Here is an 18,453-nt window from a genome sequence, read left to right as displayed (position 1 = left end):
TCAATTATACTACTTTACAGTCTCGATTTCAATGATTTTCATACATTAGATTGATTTAACCTGATAAAGCAGATCGGTTATATCCGAAGGAAGTGGTGCATTTACCAGGACCCTCTCACCTGTTTCCGGCGATTCAAATTCAATGCTTGAAGCGTGCAATGCCTGCCTCTTTATCTTGTTGGATTCAGATCCATAGAGTGAATCTCCAATTATTGGATAGCCAATGGCTGCCAAGTGTACACGAATCTGGTGTGTTCTGCCGGTCATAAGCATGAGTTTCAATAAGGATGCTCCTTCAAGCCTGTCCAATACCTCAAAAATTGTTAATGACGGGAGGCCATCCTTTCTCACCTCTTGCCTGATTCCATTATCGCTTGGGCCTATACTGAAATCTATCTTGCCATTATTGGCTGAAATTACTCCTTCAACCACTGCAATATAGGTTTTTATAAGCGTACCATTCTCCATTTGTCTTGCCAGATATTGATGTCCATAAGAGTTTTTGGCAAAAGCAATGACTCCGGAGGTATCTCTGTCCAGTCTGCTTACCAACCGGATTTTCCTTCTAAGCCCCACAGATTTGAAATAATATGCAACACCATTTGAAAGAGTCATACTGCTTATATTCTTTGTAGGGTGAACGATCGTGAAAGGCTGCTTATTCAGCACAAGAACATCCCTATCTTCGTAAAGTATCTCAATTTCCATAGGTTGAGGTTCAACGTCGTAATCTTCATCGTCGATCAGTATCTTAACCCTGTCACCATCATGGAGTTTTAGTTTCTTTTCAACTGGATTGTCATTTACCAGGAGCTGCTTGGACTTTATAAGTCTTCGCATAAGCCTGCCTGAAATTCCCTTCTGCTCCATTAACTGCTTTAGGGAATCACATCCATCCTTGTTAGTAATTAAAATATAATTTATTTCTCCAGGCATCTTAGTAAGTCCTTATCTTCTTTTAATAGTTCATTTGATGTGTTAAAATCATTATATCGGCTAAATAAATTCCTTTGAAGGGTGAGGCTTAATGTCTAATGGAAGAATAATAAATATCATATCCAATAAAAACTATGAGTCCAGAAAAACAGCTCGCCTGCTTTCCGTAAAGCTGGCAGATAAGGGATTGATCCCTTCGGAAGCCTATGATAAGGATGCTGAGCTGAATATATGTATTGGCGGAGACGGGGCTTTTTTAAGGGCTATCCATAGGAATGCCTTCCCTCAAATACCATTCGTTGGTATAAACACAGGACACTTAGGTTTTTTTCAGGAGATATCGCCTAAAGAGATAGACTCGTTCATTGACAGATACCTGAAGGGTGACTATAAGACCGAAAACATATTTCTTGTAGATGCCAAGGTATGCACTAAGAGCAAGTGTTTCTATCTTACAGGTATAAATGAAATAGTTATAAAGGGAGTAAAGTCTAAAATTGTGCACCTTGAGGTATATATTGACAATAACCATCTGGAAAGATTCAGCGGAGACGGGCTTATTGTATCCACCCCTGCCGGCAGCACAGGCTACAACTTCTCAGCAGGTGGAAGTATAGTATACCCCAGCCTTCCATCCCTACAGATCACGCCTCTTGCTCCTATTAGCTCAAGTGCATATCGAAGTCTTCCCAATAGTGCAATTATTCCCGGTGGATCGATCATTATGATCAAACCTGAATATAGATATGAGAATTCAATTCTTGTTGTTAATGATGGGATGGAGTTCAAATATGAAGGAATAGTATCTATTGACCTCACTCTGTCGCCGAACAGCATCTATAAGCTAAACTTCAGCAAGGATATGTATTGGAATAATTTAAAAAGTAAATTCCTATAAAGATCCTGTCAACAAGGCAGGATCTTTATCTGTTAAAGTCGACGTTATTCAAGGCATGAATCATGATATCCCTGGCTATAGGTGCTGCCGAGCTTCCGCCTGAAGATCCTTCCTCCTCAAGGATCACCACTACTGCGACCTTAGGGTCATCGAATGGGGCAAAGCCCGCGAACCAGGCGTGATTTTTCCCAGTCGGATTTTCAGCAGTTCCTGTCTTACCTGCTACTGCAACATTCTTGATGCTTGCGTTTCTACCGGTTCCCGTCTTTACAACCTCTCTCAACATCTCCTTAAGCCTGGCTATTTCATCAATGTCACCAGCTTGCATTGTCAACGCCTGTTCATGACTATTAATAAGCTTGCCCTCAGGTGATGTCATTTCTGAAACCAAATATGGTTCCATCATAGCACCATCATTTGCAATTCCCGCAATAATGGCAAGCATATTCAAGGGTGTTGCAAGTATCCTCCCCTGGCCGATCCCAGATGCTGCAAGATCTGTATCTCCTTTGGAATCAGTTGGAAAGACAGAAGATGACGATTCGAGGCCTACATCCAGTTTTTTATTGAATCCAAGCTCCTCAGCTATCTTCAGCAGCTCAGAATGCCCTATTTCCAATGCCTTTATTGCAAAGTAGGTGTTGCAGGATTTCGCGAACGCCTCATTGAGACCAAGCTCGCCATGACCCTTTTTGTCAGAGTCGCTGAACTCCTTGCCATCGATGATGACAGTTCCAGTGCAGTTATACAGATCATCCGGATTTGAAGCTCTCATAACACCGATCGCTGTTACAATCTTGAATACAGATCCAGGTGGATACAGACCTTGTGTTGCTCTATTGAAAAGCGGGCTGTTGGTGTCCTCGGAAACCGTGTTCCATTCCTGTATGAGGGTATTGACGTTGAAATCAGGTAAACTGACCATCGCCAATATTTCCCCGGTTTTCGGGTCCATTGCGATGATGCTGCCTTTTTTACCTGATAACAGTTCTCTGGCTTTCGCCTGAAGACTATGGTCTATAGTTAGCTTCAGATTATTGCCTACGCCCGTGGGATTGATAAGATTAATAAGCTCGTTGATCGCCGTATTCTCATTAGCACCCACAAGATATGAGTTAAAGCTCTTCTCAAGTCCTGACTTCCCATATTCTTTCAGGCTATACCCTATTACATGGCTGTATAGTCTGTCGTATTTATAAATCCTTCTTGCAGTTCCATCTGATGCCTCCGAATAAGCAAGAAGATTTCCGTCTCTGTCAGTAATAGATCCTCTGAGAATCTTATCCTCATTGATCCAAAGCCTTTTATTGTATGAATTATTCCTGACATCTTCTGCTCTGAATATTTGAAAATAGCTTAAGTAGCCTATCAATATTGCAAATCCTGTACACAAGGATGCAAGTAGTATCAATATCCTCTTCTTTTCCAGATTCATCTGATCTCCTCCCTGGTAAGCTTTTCAGATGCACCCTGAAGTATCCCCAGCGCAATAAAGCTGGATAATACGGAGGTGCCTCCATAAGACACGAATGGCAGAGTCAAACCGGTAAGAGGGATAACCTTTGTAACCCCTCCAATTATTACTAAAGATTGTAAACCAAACATGAGAGTTATCCCAAGCGCCAGTATCCTGTAGAACTTTGAATCTTGTTTTAAGGCTATTTTGAACCCCCTGTAAACTAAAATCATAAAAAGCATTATTATACCGATACCTGTGAATACACCCATTTCTTCAGTTATTGAAGAAAATATAAAGTCGTTATAGGAAAGAGGGATAAAGGATGGATTGCCTCTGCCCAAGCCTGTTCCAAAATAACTCCCTTCGGCAATGGCAAATAATGATTGGGTAATTTGGTATCCCTTGTTATCAATATACGGCCAGGGGTTAAGCCAGGTCATGATTCTTACCTTCACGTGGTCGAAAAGGATATAAGCTGTAATGCCGCCGATAGTGAATAATCCAAGATTTGCTCTGATTGCCATTCTATCATTGGAATAGATATACTGCAATCCGGTGAATATTCCCATAAAGATCATAGCAGTGCCAAGGTCCCTTTGGATGAATAACAGTCCTATAAATGAATAAATTACTCCCATCATCCAGTAATCTGCATACTTATATTTATTGAATTTATCTCTGCTGGAATAAAAACACGCCAAAATAAACACCAATATAATCTTTGTCATCTCGGCAGGCTGAAAGCTTATTCCACCAATACTGATCCAGTTTATGGCTCCGTGCTTTCTGTCTCCAAGAAGCAGAGTCATAGCAAAGAAGCTGTAAGCTGCAGCGATATAAACGGGAAACAGAGATTCCCAGAAGCTTATCTTTGTAATCATTAAGTAGCTGCCAAAAAAAGCTCCAACCCCTATAACAAGCCACATTAACTGCTTTAATCCCAAATCCGAGCTTATTCTGAAGATCATGATTATACCAATAGAGATAAGCATACTTACTATTAAAAAAATGTACAAATCTCCATCAGACAGCCTTGATAATATGTAATTGGCTCCATAGACTACTACCAAAAGGCCAAAGGCCAGCGCCACTGTCTTTATATCCAGACTATCCCTTCTGTATAAAAGAATAAGCGACATAGACATAAGCTCAAATAAGAGCAGAAGCCTTCGAGGTAATCTTCCGTCCATTAAATTTTTCATATTCGATCCCCTATCTTCTATTAACGAAGATGAATTCCAAATCCCCGATTTTTATAATGTCTCCGTTGACCAGCTTGGCAGCATCCACAAGAAGCTGTTTATTTACGTAGGTCCCGTTTGAGCTTCCCAGATCCTCTATAAAATATTCTTCCTCATCCTTGGTTATCATAAGATGCCTTTTAGATACAAAGGGATCTTTAATAACTATGTCATTTTCGCTGCTTCTTCCCAGGCTAATAGTACCTTTCAGCGAATAGGAATCCCGTACTCTGTATGGGAGGGAGTCGAGTCTGTTAAGAAGCTTGAGATAAGCCCCAGAGTCTTCGGGATTACTCTCCATAGCTCTGATGTCAAGGTAAATCATCCTGATTATAACAAATATAAACATATAGATTATAATTACGAAGATGTACTTAAATACAATCGATAATAAATCAAACATATCTTTTCACCCCCCTCTAATGTTACCATAAAGCCATATTCAAGGGAAATATTTTAGATGCCTATTTTATTGGACACCGTATTTTGATATTATATTAGATAATTAGGGGGGTGTCATATGAAAAAACTAAAGAGATCGAGGTCAAACAGATATATCATGGGTGTTTGCGGAGGACTTAGTGAGTACCTGAATATCGATGCGACAATCATAAGAATAATTTGGTTCATTTTAGCAATAACTTCCTTCGGTACTTTTGGACTCGCATATTTGATTTGTGGGATAGTGATTCCTGAAGATGATGGTTATATTGAATCAAATACGCAGGCGACTAATGGTAAGGATAATGGAAGACTCCTTATTGGCATCGCTTTAGTTCTGGTGGGAGCATTGATGCTGGCCAGGATACTATTCCCTTGGTTCTCACATTCACTGAGGAAAATCGTTGAGCTGTGGCCTGCCCTTTTAATTGTACTTGGTGTCTATATATTGATAAATAATAAAAGCAATTAGGAAAGTAAAAGCTATGAAGATTACAAAAATATCAACTCAGAAAGACAGCTCCAGAATCAATCTTTATGTAGACGGCGAATTTTACCTCGGACTCCCTTCAGAGGCCATAATTGAGTTTAAGCTGAAAAAGGATATGGAACTGGATCATGAAACTGCACAGCGTTTGCAGTGCTACGATGAGCTTCAGAGAACCAAATCATCAGCTTACAAATATTTATCCTACAGACAAAGAACTGTAAGTGAGATGATGGATTACCTTGCCAGAAAGGGATTTGAACAGCAAAGCATATCTAATGTAATCGAGCTTCTTAAGGAGTCAGGGTTCCTTAATGACGAGAGCTTTGCAAGGGCTTATGTTGATGACAAGACCAGGCTTAACGATCTCGGCGCTTATAGATTGAAGGCAGAGCTAAGAAAAAAAGGAATAGACGAAGATCTGATCAAAGAAACACTCTCAGATCTGGAACCGGATATTGAGCATTTAGTCGAACTTGTACAGAAGAAATATTCGAACAGCTTGACTGGTGATGAAAATTCCACTATGCGAAAGGCCGCAGGATTCCTGCAACGAAAGGGCTATGGTTATGATGTCATAAAAAAAGTGCTTGAAAAGCTTGGATCCGTGGAGGAATAAGATGTTTTTTGTATATATACTTGAGTGTTCAGATAAAAGCCTTTACACTGGCTATACTACCTCCCTGGAGGAAAGACTGAAGCTTCACAATTCCGGAAAGGCTTCAAAATATACTCGTTCCAGACTCCCAGTTGAGATCATCTACTTCGAGGAGTATCACACTAAAAGCGAAGCCATGAGCAGGGAATGTGAAATAAAAGCTCTGAAGAGGCCAGAAAAAATTAGCCTGATAAATAGATTAAAGCCTGAATCTTTTTGATCCAGGCTTCGATTATTTCTGTACTGGGGTCGTCTCTCTTTGCTCACCGTTTGTATTTGAATTGGGTTTAGCAGTACTTCGTCTTCTTTTTTTCACAGGCTTAGCGATTATTCCGATGACCAGAGCAAAGAGCATCCCAACGAGCCCGGCTACTACTCCAATTACAGCCAGAAGCAGCACGGGAAGACTGCTCTCAGCGGTAAGTACATCGAGAACGGAATTCAGATTATAAAGACCTATTAACAATACTACAAATCCAGGCAGGTATTTCAGTATCCTGATTTTCTTAAATAAGAAATATGTCACAAGAGTTAGTGTCATAACACCAGCTGTAACCCACATCATCAGGCTCGCATTGTCGAAGTATTCTGCAAGCTCCATTATTACTCTTTTTAATGTATTTATTATTGTTGTGACCTTATCCACTTCAACAGCCCCTTTATGATGAACCAACTCTAATTCTGTTCGACTTCTATTGCCCCGTGCTTCAGCATCTCATTCTTCCAAATATCCGGGTACCTGTCAGTCGACCATTCGGACATTACTACCGTAGAATCCGAAGGCAGCTCGACTCTGGCAAGAGGTACTTTATTGATGTCATACCCCTCTATCGAATATATTACAATATTAGAGCTTGTAATTACAACCAGAAAATCATTGTTAGGAGAAGAAAAGATATCCTGCACATCAGGGATCGCCAACCTCACTGCATCAAACGGTATTGATAACTCATCATAGCTAACCATTTCTCTCGGAGGAATTGCCTTAATATTGAACTCTCTAAACAGCTCCTCATCCTTATCCTTGAAATTTATCCTTCCCTTTAGTGTCCAATACCCATTTCTCCTAGTCAATGTAAAGTTTTCCTCATTTGGAAACACCTGATCGTCTATGGTTATTACTGACCTGGCGCCTTCATTAAATAAATTGATGGCCGTTTCTCCAATCAAATCGGAAAGCTTTATCGGCTTTTTATCTTCCAGATTATCAACTGCATAGGTCTGGAGGGTCCTTCGGTCCCCTCTGTCTCTGTCTATACTCTCTACAGAGATATAATCGTTGCCTACAAATACAATGTTTTTGAGAATCGATGGCTCTACTTTATCAAGAGCTGCTCCAAATGTATTTATTTTTTCATCGAAGTTGAAGGCCAGATCCTCCATGAACTTATCCTGATTTTGAAGATTAAAAAGAGGAGTAGCATGTATCTCGTCGTAGACTATATTGTTCTCAGTAATCCTTTCCTGTTCAACTATCCAAAATCCATTCTTTCTCGGCAGGAGTAAATGATCCATCCTGTAAATCTCCCCCAGCTCCCCGTTCTTCATCTGGATCCAGTAGGTATAATATTCCCATCGAGGAAGCTCATTATCTTCATCAAAGGATTGAACCTTAAAGCCAAGTAAAACCCCTGAGTTGAGATTTTCAGGCTCTATACTCCCAAAGCTTTGCTGTACGCTCTCTTCAACGTCTATATATCTCAATACCTCCTCGAGACTTACTTTGGCAACCTTGCGCTCCAGCTTATAAAAGCCGTCCTCCCTGTATATGAAGGCGGTCTTATCATCCAGCTGCAGAAGCTCACAGAAATACTGCTCTTGGTTTAGCACTGTGATGACATTAATATATTCATTCTGGAGTCCAAGTGACAAAGGACTGGTCTTATATTTATATATCAGATAGTCGGATGTCTTCACTCTTTTAATTTTATATGAAGGCTCCTTTGTGTACTCACTTCCCAGGACTACTGCGTCAGTATGGAATAAAGCCTCTTTGCCTATATAATCCGATTCCTCATCAATTATACTGCTGCCCAGTCTATAAAGTAATGAAGTTACTTCCCACTTACCCTCTATGGCAGATACATTTGCATCTGGAGCAACGATAAGGTCCTGTACCTGCCCTCGGGAGTCGACGCAGGATGTTAGCAGTATTGCTGATATCAATAGCATAAGCAGTTTTACAAGCTTCACTGGCTTCTCACCTCCTTAGGAAAGCCTAAAATTACCTTTGTTCCTTTATTAGGCTCAGACTCGATATCGAAGATCCCCTCATGAAGCTGCATGATCTCATCGCAAATCGATAGACCTATTCCACTGTGCGAATTGCTGTTTTTCCCCTTATAAAACTTATCCTTTACATAGGGAAGTTCCTCATTAGGGATACCAGACCCATTGTCCTCTATCTCGATCCTAATATGGCTGTTATCCTCATAAGCCTTTAGTGAAACATCTCCCTCTCCTGTGAATTTGAATGCATTGTCTAAAATATTGATCAAAACCTGCTTTATTCGATTCTCATCCCCAATTATTGCAGGTATTGAACCTTCAATATCCACCTCGAAATTGATGTTGTTGTTTATTGCTCTTGGCATCATTTGGTATACAACCATTTTAACAGTTTCTTTGATATCTACTGTATCCTTCGAGAGAGTTATCCTGCCTGAAGTGAATCGAGAGAAATCAAGCAGTTCTTCGACCATTTGTGATAACCTGTCGCTTTCAGTTTCGATTATTTCCAGGCCATCTTCGAGAAGCTCCTTATCAGGTTCATCACCTGATTTCAGCGTAATTGCCCATCCCTTGATCGATGTCAGGGGCGTTCTCAGTTCATGGGAGATCGAGGAGATAAAATCATTCTTAAGAGTTTCCTTCCTTACAATTTCTTCAGCCATGTAATTCAATGTATGCGATAGTCGACCTATTTCATCATTCACTCTCACCTGGCTTCTCACCTTGAACTGACCGTCAGCCATCTTTTCAGCTACCTCAGTTACCTCCTTCAGCGGTTTGGTTATTGAGTTAGCGATGAATACGCTAATAAGACCAGATACCCCTACTACGACGATACCAAGTATCAGCAGGAACCTTGAAATATCCTTAATAACGTTGTTTGTTGCCTCGAGACTCGATATAAAACGTATCAGCCCTACAGTTTCATTCCTGTATTGCAACGGCATGGAAACAGCCATGACGGGCTCGTCGGAATATGAGACACTCCCTGTCCATACTCCCTTCCCCTTTTCCAGAGCATCTTTAATGTCAATGGTCTGAAGAGGTTCAGTACCCGGTATGCCAAGTGAATCCAGAACTACTTCACCCGAAGTATTCAATATCTGTACCTGAGCCGTAGTATGCTGCCAGAATAAGTCTATGTCATCAATGAGTATTTCTTCAAGATTTCTGTTCGCAAAATAGCGGGCATAAAAAGTTGTAGAGAATTCGATCTGACTTGTCAGAATATCCTCTACATTGTTATAATAATGAGTTTTTATTCCATTTATAAGAAGTACCTCAAGAAATACCACTGTTACGAGAATGATAAGCATGAAGCTTCTTATCAGTCTTGATTTGATGCTTCTTTTCATATCTTTCTCCTAGTCCTTCGACTTCCACCTGTACCCCACTCCCCAGACTGTCTCAATGAATGAGGGTTGGCTGGAGTCCTCCTCTATTTTGGACCTGAGTCTTCTGATATTTACATCGACAATCTTTGAATCTCCTACGAAATCTACACCCCACACATGGTTCAGTATCTCATCTCGTTTAAATGCTTTTCCTGGATTCTCAATAAATAGCTTAGCAATCGAGAATTCAGTAGGGGTCAACTCGATCTCCAGGTCATTCTTATAAAATTGTCTTGAATAAACATCTATTCGGAAGGGCTTAAACTCCATTGTTAAACTGTTTCCTTCCTTTTCAGGTTCCAGCCTTCTCTCAAGGGATTTTAGCCTTAAAACAAGTTCAGTCGGATTGAAGGGCTTTGTCATATAATCGTCAGTACCGTATTCCAGACCCATTATTTTGTCTATATCCTGGCTCTTTGCAGTAAGCATAATTATTCCAAGGTGAGGATGATCTGCTCTTAATTTTTTACATACTTCAAACCCGTCTATGCCTGGAAGCATTACATCCAGTACAACGATATCAAGCTTTTCTCTTGAAGCAATCTCTATGCCCTCTTCGCCGCTGCTTGCTTCCAGAACCTTATATCCGGCTCTGTCCAGGTTTATTTTGACAAACTTTCTTATGGACTCTTCATCCTCAACTATCATTACTGACCTTTCCATCATTCCACCCCTGTTCAATGATTATAGTTATCCAGTGTATTGAAACTGTAGCCCTCAAGTTTAAGGTGTTCAATTATCATGGGCAAGGTATCCACCGTCTGCTGTTTTCCCTCAGCATCATGCATCAAAATAACAATAACGTCCCTTTTACCATAGGTTTTTAGAAATCTGCCCATAATATAGTCCTTTGATGGATACTTCAACTCAGAATCACCATTTACCGTATTCCAGTCATACCATTTGTATCCTGCTTCCTCGGCAGCTTTAACGAATTGTCTTTTATATGGTGCATGAGTTCCTCCAGGAAATCTCATTATATCCGTACAAAAATCCTCACCAAGTATTCTTTTTAACGTCATATCCGCCTTTTCGAGGTCATTTAGAAAATTGGCGGTATTTCTGTATATATAGTCATATACGTGGGAATAAGTGTGATTTCCAATCAGGTGTCCTCCAGCCCAAACCATTTCCAGCACATCAGGAAATTTGTCAGTCATACTGCCCACCACGAAAAAGGTAGCCTTGATATCATATTCTTCAAGAATCTTAAGGATCTGAGGTGTAATAGTTGGTGAAGGTCCGTCATCAAAGGTTAGGTAAGCCACCTTCCCTTCTATAGGAGCAGGAAACCTATCCTCCTCCACCACAATTTCCTCAATGGCCTTCTCCTCATAGATTGCGACAAGGTCCCTTAAATAGCTTCCTATCATTTCCTGCTGCTCTTTCTTAGCCTGATTTCTCCTCGATTCCCGCAATATTTCATCTATAGATGCTCTTACATGGTCCTCCTTCAAAGCATATCCAATAAATCTCCTGCTGTCGTACGCCTCAGCTGCACTGGAATTGTCGCCCAGAAGACTGTAAAGGTTTGGACTCGCCCACATCAAGGCTGCAATCGAGATAATCGATAATGTCAAAACCAGTAGCCTTTTAAGCATAGTCCTCACCTCCATATACTGTTCTTATTTTATATTATTATACCCTGAGTTGGCTTGAGTTACAAATGTATTAATATATGGTTACATAAGGTTTACAAAAGGTATCAGTTTGATATAAAGTCTTTAACTGGAAATTACCTTACTTTAAAATCACTATAAATTATGGTAATATGTATTGACCAGAAACTTATTTAGGCACACGAATATTATTAAATACCGGATGTCACTGGTAAAATATATAATAACAGGAGGGAACATGAAGCAGGGACTGATATTTACGACCACATTTATTATCCAATTTATAATAGCCATGGAGATGAACTTCATAGGTCCGTTAGCTCCTTTTCTCGCAGAATACTTCAATATCAGAGACAGTCAGGTAATATACTTTAACCTGGGATATTCAGCAGTAGGCTTATTGGTGCCTCTGCTCGGAGTATGGGCTGACAGGTATGGAAGCAAAAGACTCATATCCTATGCTTTGGTTCTATTCCTCGCTGGAAGCCTTCTAAGCGCTTATTCAAGCACAGCTTTATCATTCGCACTGGGCAGGATCTTGATCGGTTTGGGCTACTTCTCACTGAGCGGTACCACGATGTCTTATATATCTGAGTTTGTTGACTACAGGAGAAGAGGAATGGCTGCAGGAATACTAAGAACCGCTTTTGGTCTTGCTATTTTTGTAAGCCCGCTTTATACTTCATATCTTACCAGTAAATTTCAAAGCTTAAGAAGTATCTACCTGCCCTTGAGTATCCTTGCGCTAATAGCGCTATTGATGCTGAGGAAACTTCCAGAGATAGTAAAAAGTGAAGGCACAAAGCTCGATATGGAGGAATTTATTGGTATATTGAAGCATCCAAGATCCATTAAGGTATTGACCTCACTATTCCTCATAATAACTGCGCCTACTATGCTTTACAATTTTCTGTCTATACATCTTTCACAGGAGTTTGGCTTGACTCAGCAGCAAATAGGAATATCATACTCTCTGATAGCATTAGGTACTATTGCTGGTATCGGTGCGGCAACATTTTTTGCAGACAAAGTAGGCAAACTTAGGTTCTCAAGATACTTTTTTGGGTTAATGGTCATCTCGCTTATCCCTATAGCCTATGTTCCAGCTGCAACAGCAGCAGTAGCCTTATCCGCAGTATTCGCATTCGGACTTGACGGAGCATGGACTTCGTACCAGGCGTTCTCGTCTGAGATACAACCAGAAAAAAGAGGCACCTTCCTGAGCCTCTTTTATACTGTTAACGCGCTTACCATAACGCTTTATTCTGTTGTCGGGCCTTTCCTGTTTGATCTTGGAGGCTTGAGGTTTACAACTGCTCTCGGGGTAGCTGCATCAGCAATAGCTCTTATGATCCTCTTCAGACTCGGCAGATCCCCTGCTTAGATCCTTTCATTAATCCAACTGACCATGTCTTCTATGACCTGGTCTTTTTTCTTCTCATTCAGTATTTCGTGATAGAGTCCCTCATATACTATAATCGATTTGTCTTTTGAGGATACCCCTTCGTAAAATGACCTGCTCAGCTCCAGAGGTACAATTGGATCCTTCTCGCCATGACATATCAGACAAGGTGAAGAAAAGCTTGTAAGCTTTTCATTTAGAGAGTCAGTCCCGTTAAAAAGAAACTCATAATAAAAGCTTATGGTTGCTTTATGTAAAACCAGCTCATCTGATGCGTAGTCCAAAAAAACCTGCGGATCTCCACAAATACCTTCACCTATCGGATTTTTCAATGAGGCTCTTCCTGCTAAAATCTTCATTAAATTCATGAGCCCCCTGTTATAGCCTTTAGCAGAGGGAAGCCTGCCGACTGAAGGTCCAGAAAGAACAACTCCCCTTACGCCTTCGTTAAAGCTTGTACAGTACAGGGACGTTATCAAACCACCCATGCTGTGTCCTATCAAGAATATCGGAAGGTTTGGATCAGTATTTTTTGCAAACAACTTCAGTTCGTTAAGGTCGTTCACGTAGTCTTCGAAATTTCTCAAGTATCCTCTGTCAATATTGGCTCCATGTCCTCTCAGATCATATCTGAGAACGTTAAGTCCGTTGCTAATAAGTGCCCTCGAGAAATAATCATATCGACCCATGTGCTCAGCAAAGCCGTGTGAAATAATAACAGTTGCCTTTGGGCTGTAAGCATTTTCATAAGAATAATTGATCCCATAACCATCTCTCATCTGTAGAGTGCTCATACCTCGTCTCCTATCTATCCAATGGATTGTCGAACACCAAGCTTGCTGCACCAAGCATTCCTGCGTCATTGCCGTATTGGGCAGGCAATATTTCTATTGAGGAAGGATCATTGACTTGGTTTTTAAACTCATTTATCATCGTATCCCACCATATTGTCCTTGAATCAATGACGCCCCCACCTATTATAAAGGCCTCTGGGTCGATTATGTTTCTAAGTGTTGCCAAGAATATTCCAAGATCTCTGGCAAATCTATCAACTGACTGCCTTGCAAACTCGTCAACATCATATGAAGCAACTATTGAGGTTCCATCGATACGACACCCGGATAACTCAAAATAATTCTCTTCTATCGCAGTGCCTGAAGCGTATCTTTCAACACAACCATATTGACCACAGGTGCATTTCCTTCCCCTTGGAATCAAAATAGAATGACCAAGCTCAGCTGCCCGGAAGTTGGACCCCCGCCATAAACCAAGTTGGGGGAGCCATATTGCGCCTCCAAGGCCAGTACCTATGGTAAGCATAACAAAGCTGGATAAATCTTTACCTGCACCAAGCCAAGCCTCACATGCCGCAGCACAGTTGGCATCATTTTCCATAACAACCGGTAGGGGAGACAAATCACTCAAGCCAGCTTTGACATCTGTCCATGCCCAACCGGCAATATTCCCGCCAACGGCCATTATCCTTCCATTTTCTGAATCTACAAAGCCTGGGGAGCCAATACCTGCACCTACTACTTCCTCACCTTCGGAAAGCTGCACTATCATTTCTGCCAGTTGCCTCAGGATGATTGAAGGATCACCTTCATTCCTTGTATTTGTGCTAGCTCTCTTAAGGAAAAGGCCATCCTCAAGGATCAAAGCACCATTTATCTTAGTCCCACCAAGGTCCAAGCCTATTGCTTTTTTCATTACATATCCCCCATTTTCTTCAATAGCTCCTCAATAAGAAATTCAACCTCACTGGTCTCAGGAACATCCACTTTATCAACATTTTCCTCAATATCAGCCTTTAGCATCATGATCCTTAAAACATGCTCATTGATATCCTTCTCATCCAATGAGCCCTCCAAATAGCTGTTCATTATTTTTTGTAGAGCTTCATTCACCGGCTGGACGCCGTGACAGATAAGTGCAATGTCACCACCAGCCCTTATAAAATCAACGACAGCAGAAGATATCTCATAATTCTCAGCAATAGCACCCATTGTCATATCATCTGAAAATACTACACCCTTGAATCCCAGATTTTCTCTAAGCAAACCATTTATCATTTTCTCTGAGATTGTTGCAGGAAGGTCATCGATATCTTCCACCATGAGATGACCGACCATTATAGCTGGAATGCCGGCTTCTATCGCACCGATAAATGGTACAAGCTCCAAAGTATACATGTCTTCAATATTCTTCGTTATCCTTGGAAGTGTCAGATGTGAATCCACACTAGTATCTCCATGACCAGGGAAATGCTTGCCTACAGGGACTATGCCCCCATCCATAAGGCCTATTATAATACTCTCGCCATTTCTTTCAGCAACGAATGGATCGCTGCTTATAGCCCTGTTTCCAATAACAGGGTTTGAGGGATTGGAGGATACATCAAGAACAGGACTGAAATTAAGGTTGAAGCCAAGATTTCTAAGCTTGGATGCCTGTACTGCACCATATGAATATGACAAATCAAGATCATCCTCTTCACCTAATTTAGCTGCAGGAGGCAGATTGTCAAATATCCCAGAAAGTCTTGATACCCGTCCGCCTTCCTCATCTATGCCTATAATAAGCGGCAAAGGATTGCCCTCATTTGCAGCAATCAAGCTATTGATCAGTTCCTTAACCTGATCTGCATCCTTAATATTCCTCTGAAAGAGTATTACTCCCCCAATTTTATTTTCTGATATCAGGTTAAGCTCCTCTTCAGTTGCAGTGAAGCCTCCAATTCCGATCATAACCATTTGACCCAGCTTTTCCTCAAAGGTCATCCCCATTATTCTTTCCTTCAAGATCTCCTCTTCTGTAGGCTCAGGTTTTTCAACAGGTTCCAAGGGCTCTCTTGAAGGCTCTTCAGCCGAGGGAGGCAATTGCTCCTTCAATGGAGAACATCCAACGGTCAAAAGCACCAGAAGGATTGAAATTATTATGAATATCCTTGGCAACAAGGTACTTCTCATATCATCAACACCTGTCTCCGATAAATTCTCTCAACAAAGAATTTGGAGGTATCTGACCCTCATTTTCGATCGACCTGAAATATCTTAAGAACTTGATAAGCTTTTTTGCTTCGCTGAAGTAAACACTGTCAGGGCCTATCTCTTCGAGTAGTGGAAGGATATATTTCTTCAGCACAGACATCTCATAGACCAATGATGAGTTAAACATTGCATCAGCCTCCTCCTGGAATGGAAAGATATGCTTTTCCTCTCCTTCTCTAACGCCCTGCCACATATCAAGGGTCCTTAAAGGTCCATTACCCCTGTATTTCACGTCACGAACCATCCTTCTGATAAGTCTGGTATCTGTTGTGGCAATACGGTTGTGGTTATCTATGTTGAGCTGGGTAAGCGCAGAAATGTATATCTTGAATTTATTTTTCTCAGGAATACCAGTTGTAAGCTTGGGGTTCAGAGCATGAATGCCTTCAATAACGATCGGGTGATCCTTGTCGACCTTTATCCATTTGCCTGACTTCTCCCTTCTTCCAGTAACAAAGTTGAACCTTGGAAGCTCTATGGTATCGCCCTCGAGAAGTGATATTAGGTCCATGTTGAAGGATTCGAGATCTATCGCCTCAAGTGCTTCAAAGTCCGGCTGCCCATCCTTCTTCAAGGGAGTTTTTTCACGATCCACAAAATAATCGTCCACAGAAATAGCTACAGGCCTCTTCCCATTAACCCTAAGCTGAGTCGAAAGCCTTCCTGCAAAGGTAGTTTTCCCTGAGGATGAAGGACCTGCGATCAATATCATAGTAATATCTGAGTCCTTGCTGATCCTGTCAGCGATCTCAGCTGTTCTTTTTTCGTGAAGAGCTTCTGATATCCTAATGATCTCCTCAATTTCTCCGTTTAGAATCTTCTCATTGAGGGATCCTATATTTGAGAGGTCAAGGATCTCCAGCCAGTCACTAGCCTCTTTGAATATCTTCGCAAGATTTCTCTGATCATGGAAATTATTCATATTATAGTGATTTTTTCTGCTGGGAAATAGTATGATGACCCCTGGGTAGTAGTATTTGAGCATGAACTCATCAGCGTATCCTGTTGAGGGTGCCAGGTAGCCATGAAATGAATCAATGTGATCACCGATCGTGTACACGCTGACCTTTTCCTTTTCAAGAGACGAGAATAGCCTTACCTTGTCCTTATAGCCCTCTCTTCTGAATATTTCCACAGCTTCCTCCCTTGGGTAGTCGCTGCGTCTTATTGGGGTATCCCTTTTAATAACTTCTTTCATTCTGTCCTCAAGAGCTCTGGTTTCACTAAAGGAGATACCATGTTTGTCATCCAGCTCTGCATAAAGCCCAGGACCAAGAAAATGGTGGATGATGGCGTCGTTACCCGGAAACAGCTCCCTGCAGGCGATAATGAAAACTGCCGATATGGTCTTCGTATATATCCTGTATCCATCCACATCACGATTATCAATAAATTGTACTACCATACCATCCTCAGGACTTTTATACAGCGGCCAAATCTCATTGTTTATTCTTGCCCCAAGATAGCGTTTGTAATCTTCACCATACACTGTCTTGGAAATCTCCTGAAGTGTTGCACTGCCATGGATCTCCAACTCACCGTAGCCTTCAACGGCTATCCTTATCAAATCAAGCATAATATCCTCCTTCATCGAAATAACTCTTGTTCGATTTTAACGTAAAGCTGGTCCGGCTCTGCGATAAACTCCCTGCTATTAAGGTAATCAAGCTTCTCCTCAAGACCATTCAGCACGATCCTGTATCCGTGAAGCCACTGGTTCTCAAGACCATACTTTTTTCTAAATTCATCATTTACAACTGAATTCCCATACTTTCGATCACCAATTACTGGATAACCCATTGTTTGAAGAGTACTCCTTATCTGATGAGTCCTCCCGGTTATAAGTTCAACCTCAAGTAGTGAATATCCTCCTTTTGACATAATGACCCTGAATTTTGTGTAAACATCCTTGGATCTTTCGCCCTGCTTATCTGAAATATCAACAAGATTCCTATCTTCATCCTTGATCAGGAACCCCTTATGCTCAAAATCTTCTTTGATTGTTCCCTTTACTATGGTTTTGTAATACTTCCTGACGCTGCCTTCCTTTATCGCTTTATTTACAAGCCTCAATGCCTCGGAGTTCTTGGCACCTATTATTACTCCCGATGTATTTCGATCCAACCGATTGCAGATTGATGGTGAAAAGGTCTTTTCGATCCTGGGTATGTAATCGCCTTTTTGGATCAGATACGTTATCAGTGAGTCTACGATATTCTCCTCGAACTCCTCGCCTGCACCATGAGATAAGATCCCCGCAGGTTTATTTATCAAAACAAGATTCTCATCCTCGTAAATTATACGAGGAGCGAGCTTGGATTTCCTTACTTCCTTTGTGCCAATGAATTTATCTATAGTCTCATCAGAAAGGTAAAGCTGTATAGTGTCTCCTTCGAAAATCATCATTTCTGGTGATGCCTTGGACTCGTTAACCTTTATATTTTTCTTTCTCAGCATCTTGTAGATAAAGCCAGTTCCGGCCTCATCCATATATTTTTTAAGAAATCTGTCAAGCCTTTGATTGCTGTCGTTTTTCCCAACCCTTATCTCTCTCAAAGTTTATCTCACCTTTTCCTCTTTATTATGCTATAATTATACTATAATTTGACATTGAATTGAAAACAAACTGAATTTGA

At 41.0% G+C, this 18,453-nt stretch carries 19 protein-coding genes; 5 read left to right on the top strand and 14 right to left on the bottom strand.

The window, feature by feature from the left end:
* Nucleotides 1–45: 45 nt before the first annotated feature.
* Nucleotides 46–870 (bottom strand): RluA family pseudouridine synthase, encoded by an 825-nt coding sequence (locus EC328_RS04960; RefSeq protein ID WP_164906035.1) that lies wholly within the window; start codon nucleotides 868–870, stop codon nucleotides 46–48.
* 157 nt (nucleotides 871–1,027) lie between these two features.
* Between EC328_RS04960 and EC328_RS04955 the strand changes: the two genes are divergently transcribed.
* Entirely contained in the window at nucleotides 1,028–1,834 is an 807-nt protein-coding gene (locus tag EC328_RS04955; protein WP_128425772.1) for an NAD(+)/NADH kinase, read from the top strand.
* A gap of 25 nt (nucleotides 1,835–1,859) precedes the next feature.
* On the opposite strand, the gene EC328_RS04950 is transcribed toward EC328_RS04955, so the two are convergent.
* Genes EC328_RS04950 through EC328_RS04940 form a run of 3 tightly spaced genes read right to left on the bottom strand, consistent with a single transcriptional unit; the run spans nucleotide 1,860 to nucleotide 4,937 of the window.
* On the bottom strand, nucleotides 1,860–3,269 hold the full coding sequence (locus tag EC328_RS04950) for a peptidoglycan D,D-transpeptidase FtsI family protein (RefSeq protein WP_128425771.1): 1,410 nt from the start codon (nucleotides 3,267–3,269) through the stop codon (nucleotides 1,860–1,862).
* Nucleotides 3,266–4,495 carry an FtsW/RodA/SpoVE family cell cycle protein gene (locus EC328_RS04945; protein ID WP_128425770.1) on the bottom strand — a complete coding sequence of 410 codons (1,230 nt, stop codon included), beginning with the start codon at nucleotides 4,493–4,495 and terminating at the stop codon, nucleotides 3,266–3,268. Before EC328_RS04945 ends, EC328_RS04950 begins: the two co-directional genes overlap by 4 nt.
* A 10-nt stretch (nucleotides 4,496–4,505) precedes the next feature.
* Nucleotides 4,506–4,937 (bottom strand): FHA domain-containing protein, encoded by a 432-nt coding sequence (locus EC328_RS04940; RefSeq protein WP_128425769.1) that lies wholly within the window; start codon nucleotides 4,935–4,937, stop codon nucleotides 4,506–4,508.
* A 117-nt stretch (nucleotides 4,938–5,054) separates the two neighbouring features.
* Here EC328_RS04940 and EC328_RS04935 point away from each other — a divergent pair, with 117 nt between their 5' ends.
* From EC328_RS04935 to EC328_RS04925, 3 genes are read left to right on the top strand one after another with little or no spacing between them, the layout of a single operon-like run.
* The gene (locus EC328_RS04935) at nucleotides 5,055–5,447 is read left to right on the top strand and encodes a PspC domain-containing protein (RefSeq protein WP_128425768.1); all 393 of its coding nucleotides are present in this window, start codon (nucleotides 5,055–5,057) and stop codon (nucleotides 5,445–5,447) included.
* A gap of 13 nt (nucleotides 5,448–5,460) precedes the next feature.
* Nucleotides 5,461–6,081 carry a regulatory protein RecX gene (locus EC328_RS04930; RefSeq protein WP_128425767.1) on the top strand — a complete coding sequence of 207 codons (621 nt, stop codon included), beginning with the start codon at nucleotides 5,461–5,463 and terminating at the stop codon, nucleotides 6,079–6,081.
* A 1-nt stretch (nucleotide 6,082) separates the two neighbouring features.
* The gene (locus tag EC328_RS04925; protein ID WP_128425766.1) at nucleotides 6,083–6,340 is read left to right on the top strand and encodes a GIY-YIG nuclease family protein; all 258 of its coding nucleotides are present in this window, start codon (nucleotides 6,083–6,085) and stop codon (nucleotides 6,338–6,340) included.
* A gap of 12 nt (nucleotides 6,341–6,352) precedes the next feature.
* On the opposite strand, the gene EC328_RS04920 is transcribed toward EC328_RS04925, so the two are convergent.
* The 5 genes from EC328_RS04920 to EC328_RS04900 are packed head-to-tail and all read right to left on the bottom strand — an operon-like array spanning nucleotide 6,353 to nucleotide 11,347.
* A complete protein-coding gene (locus tag EC328_RS04920) occupies nucleotides 6,353–6,766 on the bottom strand; it encodes a hypothetical protein (protein WP_128425765.1) in 414 nt (137 codons plus the stop codon).
* Between the two features lie 29 nt (nucleotides 6,767–6,795).
* Entirely contained in the window at nucleotides 6,796–8,313 is a 1,518-nt protein-coding gene (locus tag EC328_RS04915) for a hypothetical protein (RefSeq protein ID WP_128425764.1), read from the bottom strand.
* On the bottom strand, nucleotides 8,310–9,707 hold the full coding sequence (locus tag EC328_RS04910) for a sensor histidine kinase (protein WP_128425763.1): 1,398 nt from the start codon (nucleotides 9,705–9,707) through the stop codon (nucleotides 8,310–8,312). Before EC328_RS04910 ends, EC328_RS04915 begins: the two co-directional genes overlap by 4 nt.
* A 9-nt stretch (nucleotides 9,708–9,716) precedes the next feature.
* Nucleotides 9,717–10,409, bottom strand: coding sequence for a response regulator transcription factor (locus tag EC328_RS04905; RefSeq protein ID WP_128425762.1), 693 nt, complete (start codon nucleotides 10,407–10,409; stop codon nucleotides 9,717–9,719).
* Between the two features lie 14 nt (nucleotides 10,410–10,423).
* Nucleotides 10,424–11,347: a polysaccharide deacetylase family protein gene (locus tag EC328_RS04900; RefSeq protein WP_164906034.1), complete on the bottom strand. Its 924-nt coding sequence runs from the start codon at nucleotides 11,345–11,347 to the stop codon at nucleotides 10,424–10,426.
* 220 nt (nucleotides 11,348–11,567) lie between these two features.
* On the opposite strand from EC328_RS04900, the gene EC328_RS04895 reads away from it, so the two are divergent.
* Nucleotides 11,568–12,749: an MFS transporter gene (locus EC328_RS04895; protein WP_128425760.1), complete on the top strand. Its 1,182-nt coding sequence runs from the start codon at nucleotides 11,568–11,570 to the stop codon at nucleotides 12,747–12,749.
* Here EC328_RS04895 and EC328_RS04890 read toward each other — a convergent pair.
* Genes EC328_RS04890 through EC328_RS04870 form a run of 5 tightly spaced genes read right to left on the bottom strand, consistent with a single transcriptional unit; the run spans nucleotide 12,746 to nucleotide 18,373 of the window.
* The gene (locus tag EC328_RS04890) at nucleotides 12,746–13,561 is read right to left on the bottom strand and encodes an alpha/beta hydrolase (protein WP_164906032.1); all 816 of its coding nucleotides are present in this window, start codon (nucleotides 13,559–13,561) and stop codon (nucleotides 12,746–12,748) included. The genes EC328_RS04895 and EC328_RS04890 overlap by 4 nt on opposite strands.
* Before the next feature lie 10 nt (nucleotides 13,562–13,571).
* Nucleotides 13,572–14,477, bottom strand: coding sequence for an ROK family protein (locus tag EC328_RS04885; protein ID WP_128425758.1), 906 nt, complete (start codon nucleotides 14,475–14,477; stop codon nucleotides 13,572–13,574).
* Nucleotides 14,477–15,736, bottom strand: a complete 1,260-nt coding sequence (nagZ, locus tag EC328_RS04880) for a beta-N-acetylhexosaminidase (protein ID WP_128425757.1) — start codon at nucleotides 15,734–15,736, stop codon at nucleotides 14,477–14,479. Before nagZ ends, EC328_RS04885 begins: the two co-directional genes overlap by 1 nt.
* Before the next feature lie 4 nt (nucleotides 15,737–15,740).
* On the bottom strand, nucleotides 15,741–17,393 hold the full coding sequence (locus EC328_RS04875; RefSeq protein WP_128425756.1) for a nucleoside kinase: 1,653 nt from the start codon (nucleotides 17,391–17,393) through the stop codon (nucleotides 15,741–15,743).
* 11 nt (nucleotides 17,394–17,404) lie between these two features.
* Complete coding sequence (locus tag EC328_RS04870; RefSeq protein WP_128425755.1) at nucleotides 17,405–18,373, bottom strand: RluA family pseudouridine synthase; 969 nt, start codon at nucleotides 18,371–18,373, stop codon at nucleotides 17,405–17,407.
* Nucleotides 18,374–18,453 lie beyond the last annotated feature (80 nt).

Source organism: Gudongella oleilytica, assembly GCF_004101785.1.
GTDB classification, from domain to species: Bacteria; Bacillota; Clostridia; order Tissierellales; family Tissierellaceae; genus Gudongella; species Gudongella oleilytica.
Note: the sequence above shows the minus strand (reverse complement) of the source record. Positions and strands in the feature narration are given on the sequence as shown.

Bases quoted from the DNA above. Each gene is read 5' to 3' on its own strand.
- EC328_RS04905 (WP_128425762.1), bottom strand. From the start codon at position 10,409: ATGGAAAGGTCAGTAATGATAGTTGAGGATGAAGAGTCCATAAGAAAG.
- EC328_RS04955 (WP_128425772.1), top strand. From the start codon at position 1,028: ATGTCTAATGGAAGAATAATAAATATCATATCCAATAAAAACTATGAG.
- EC328_RS04895 (WP_128425760.1), top strand. From the start codon at position 11,568: ATGTCACTGGTAAAATATATAATAACAGGAGGGAACATGAAGCAGGGA.
- EC328_RS04885 (WP_128425758.1), bottom strand. From the start codon at position 14,477: ATGAAAAAAGCAATAGGCTTGGACCTTGGTGGGACTAAGATAAATGGT.
- EC328_RS04945 (WP_128425770.1), bottom strand. From the start codon at position 4,495: ATGAAAAATTTAATGGACGGAAGATTACCTCGAAGGCTTCTGCTCTTA.
- EC328_RS04950 (WP_128425771.1), bottom strand. From the start codon at position 3,269: ATGAATCTGGAAAAGAAGAGGATATTGATACTACTTGCATCCTTGTGT.
- EC328_RS04925 (WP_128425766.1), top strand. From the start codon at position 6,083: ATGTTTTTTGTATATATACTTGAGTGTTCAGATAAAAGCCTTTACACT.
- EC328_RS04940 (WP_128425769.1), bottom strand. From the start codon at position 4,937: ATGTTTGATTTATTATCGATTGTATTTAAGTACATCTTCGTAATTATA.
- EC328_RS04890 (WP_164906032.1), bottom strand. From the start codon at position 13,561: ATGAGCACTCTACAGATGAGAGATGGTTATGGGATCAATTATTCTTAT.
- EC328_RS04910 (WP_128425763.1), bottom strand. From the start codon at position 9,707: ATGAAAAGAAGCATCAAATCAAGACTGATAAGAAGCTTCATGCTTATC.
- EC328_RS04900 (WP_164906034.1), bottom strand. From the start codon at position 11,347: ATGCTTAAAAGGCTACTGGTTTTGACATTATCGATTATCTCGATTGCA.
- EC328_RS04875 (WP_128425756.1), bottom strand. From the start codon at position 17,393: ATGCTTGATTTGATAAGGATAGCCGTTGAAGGCTACGGTGAGTTGGAG.
- EC328_RS04930 (WP_128425767.1), top strand. From the start codon at position 5,461: ATGAAGATTACAAAAATATCAACTCAGAAAGACAGCTCCAGAATCAAT.
- EC328_RS04935 (WP_128425768.1), top strand. From the start codon at position 5,055: ATGAAAAAACTAAAGAGATCGAGGTCAAACAGATATATCATGGGTGTT.
- nagZ (WP_128425757.1), bottom strand. From the start codon at position 15,736: ATGAGAAGTACCTTGTTGCCAAGGATATTCATAATAATTTCAATCCTT.
- EC328_RS04960 (WP_164906035.1), bottom strand. From the start codon at position 870: ATGGAGCAGAAGGGAATTTCAGGCAGGCTTATGCGAAGACTTATAAAG.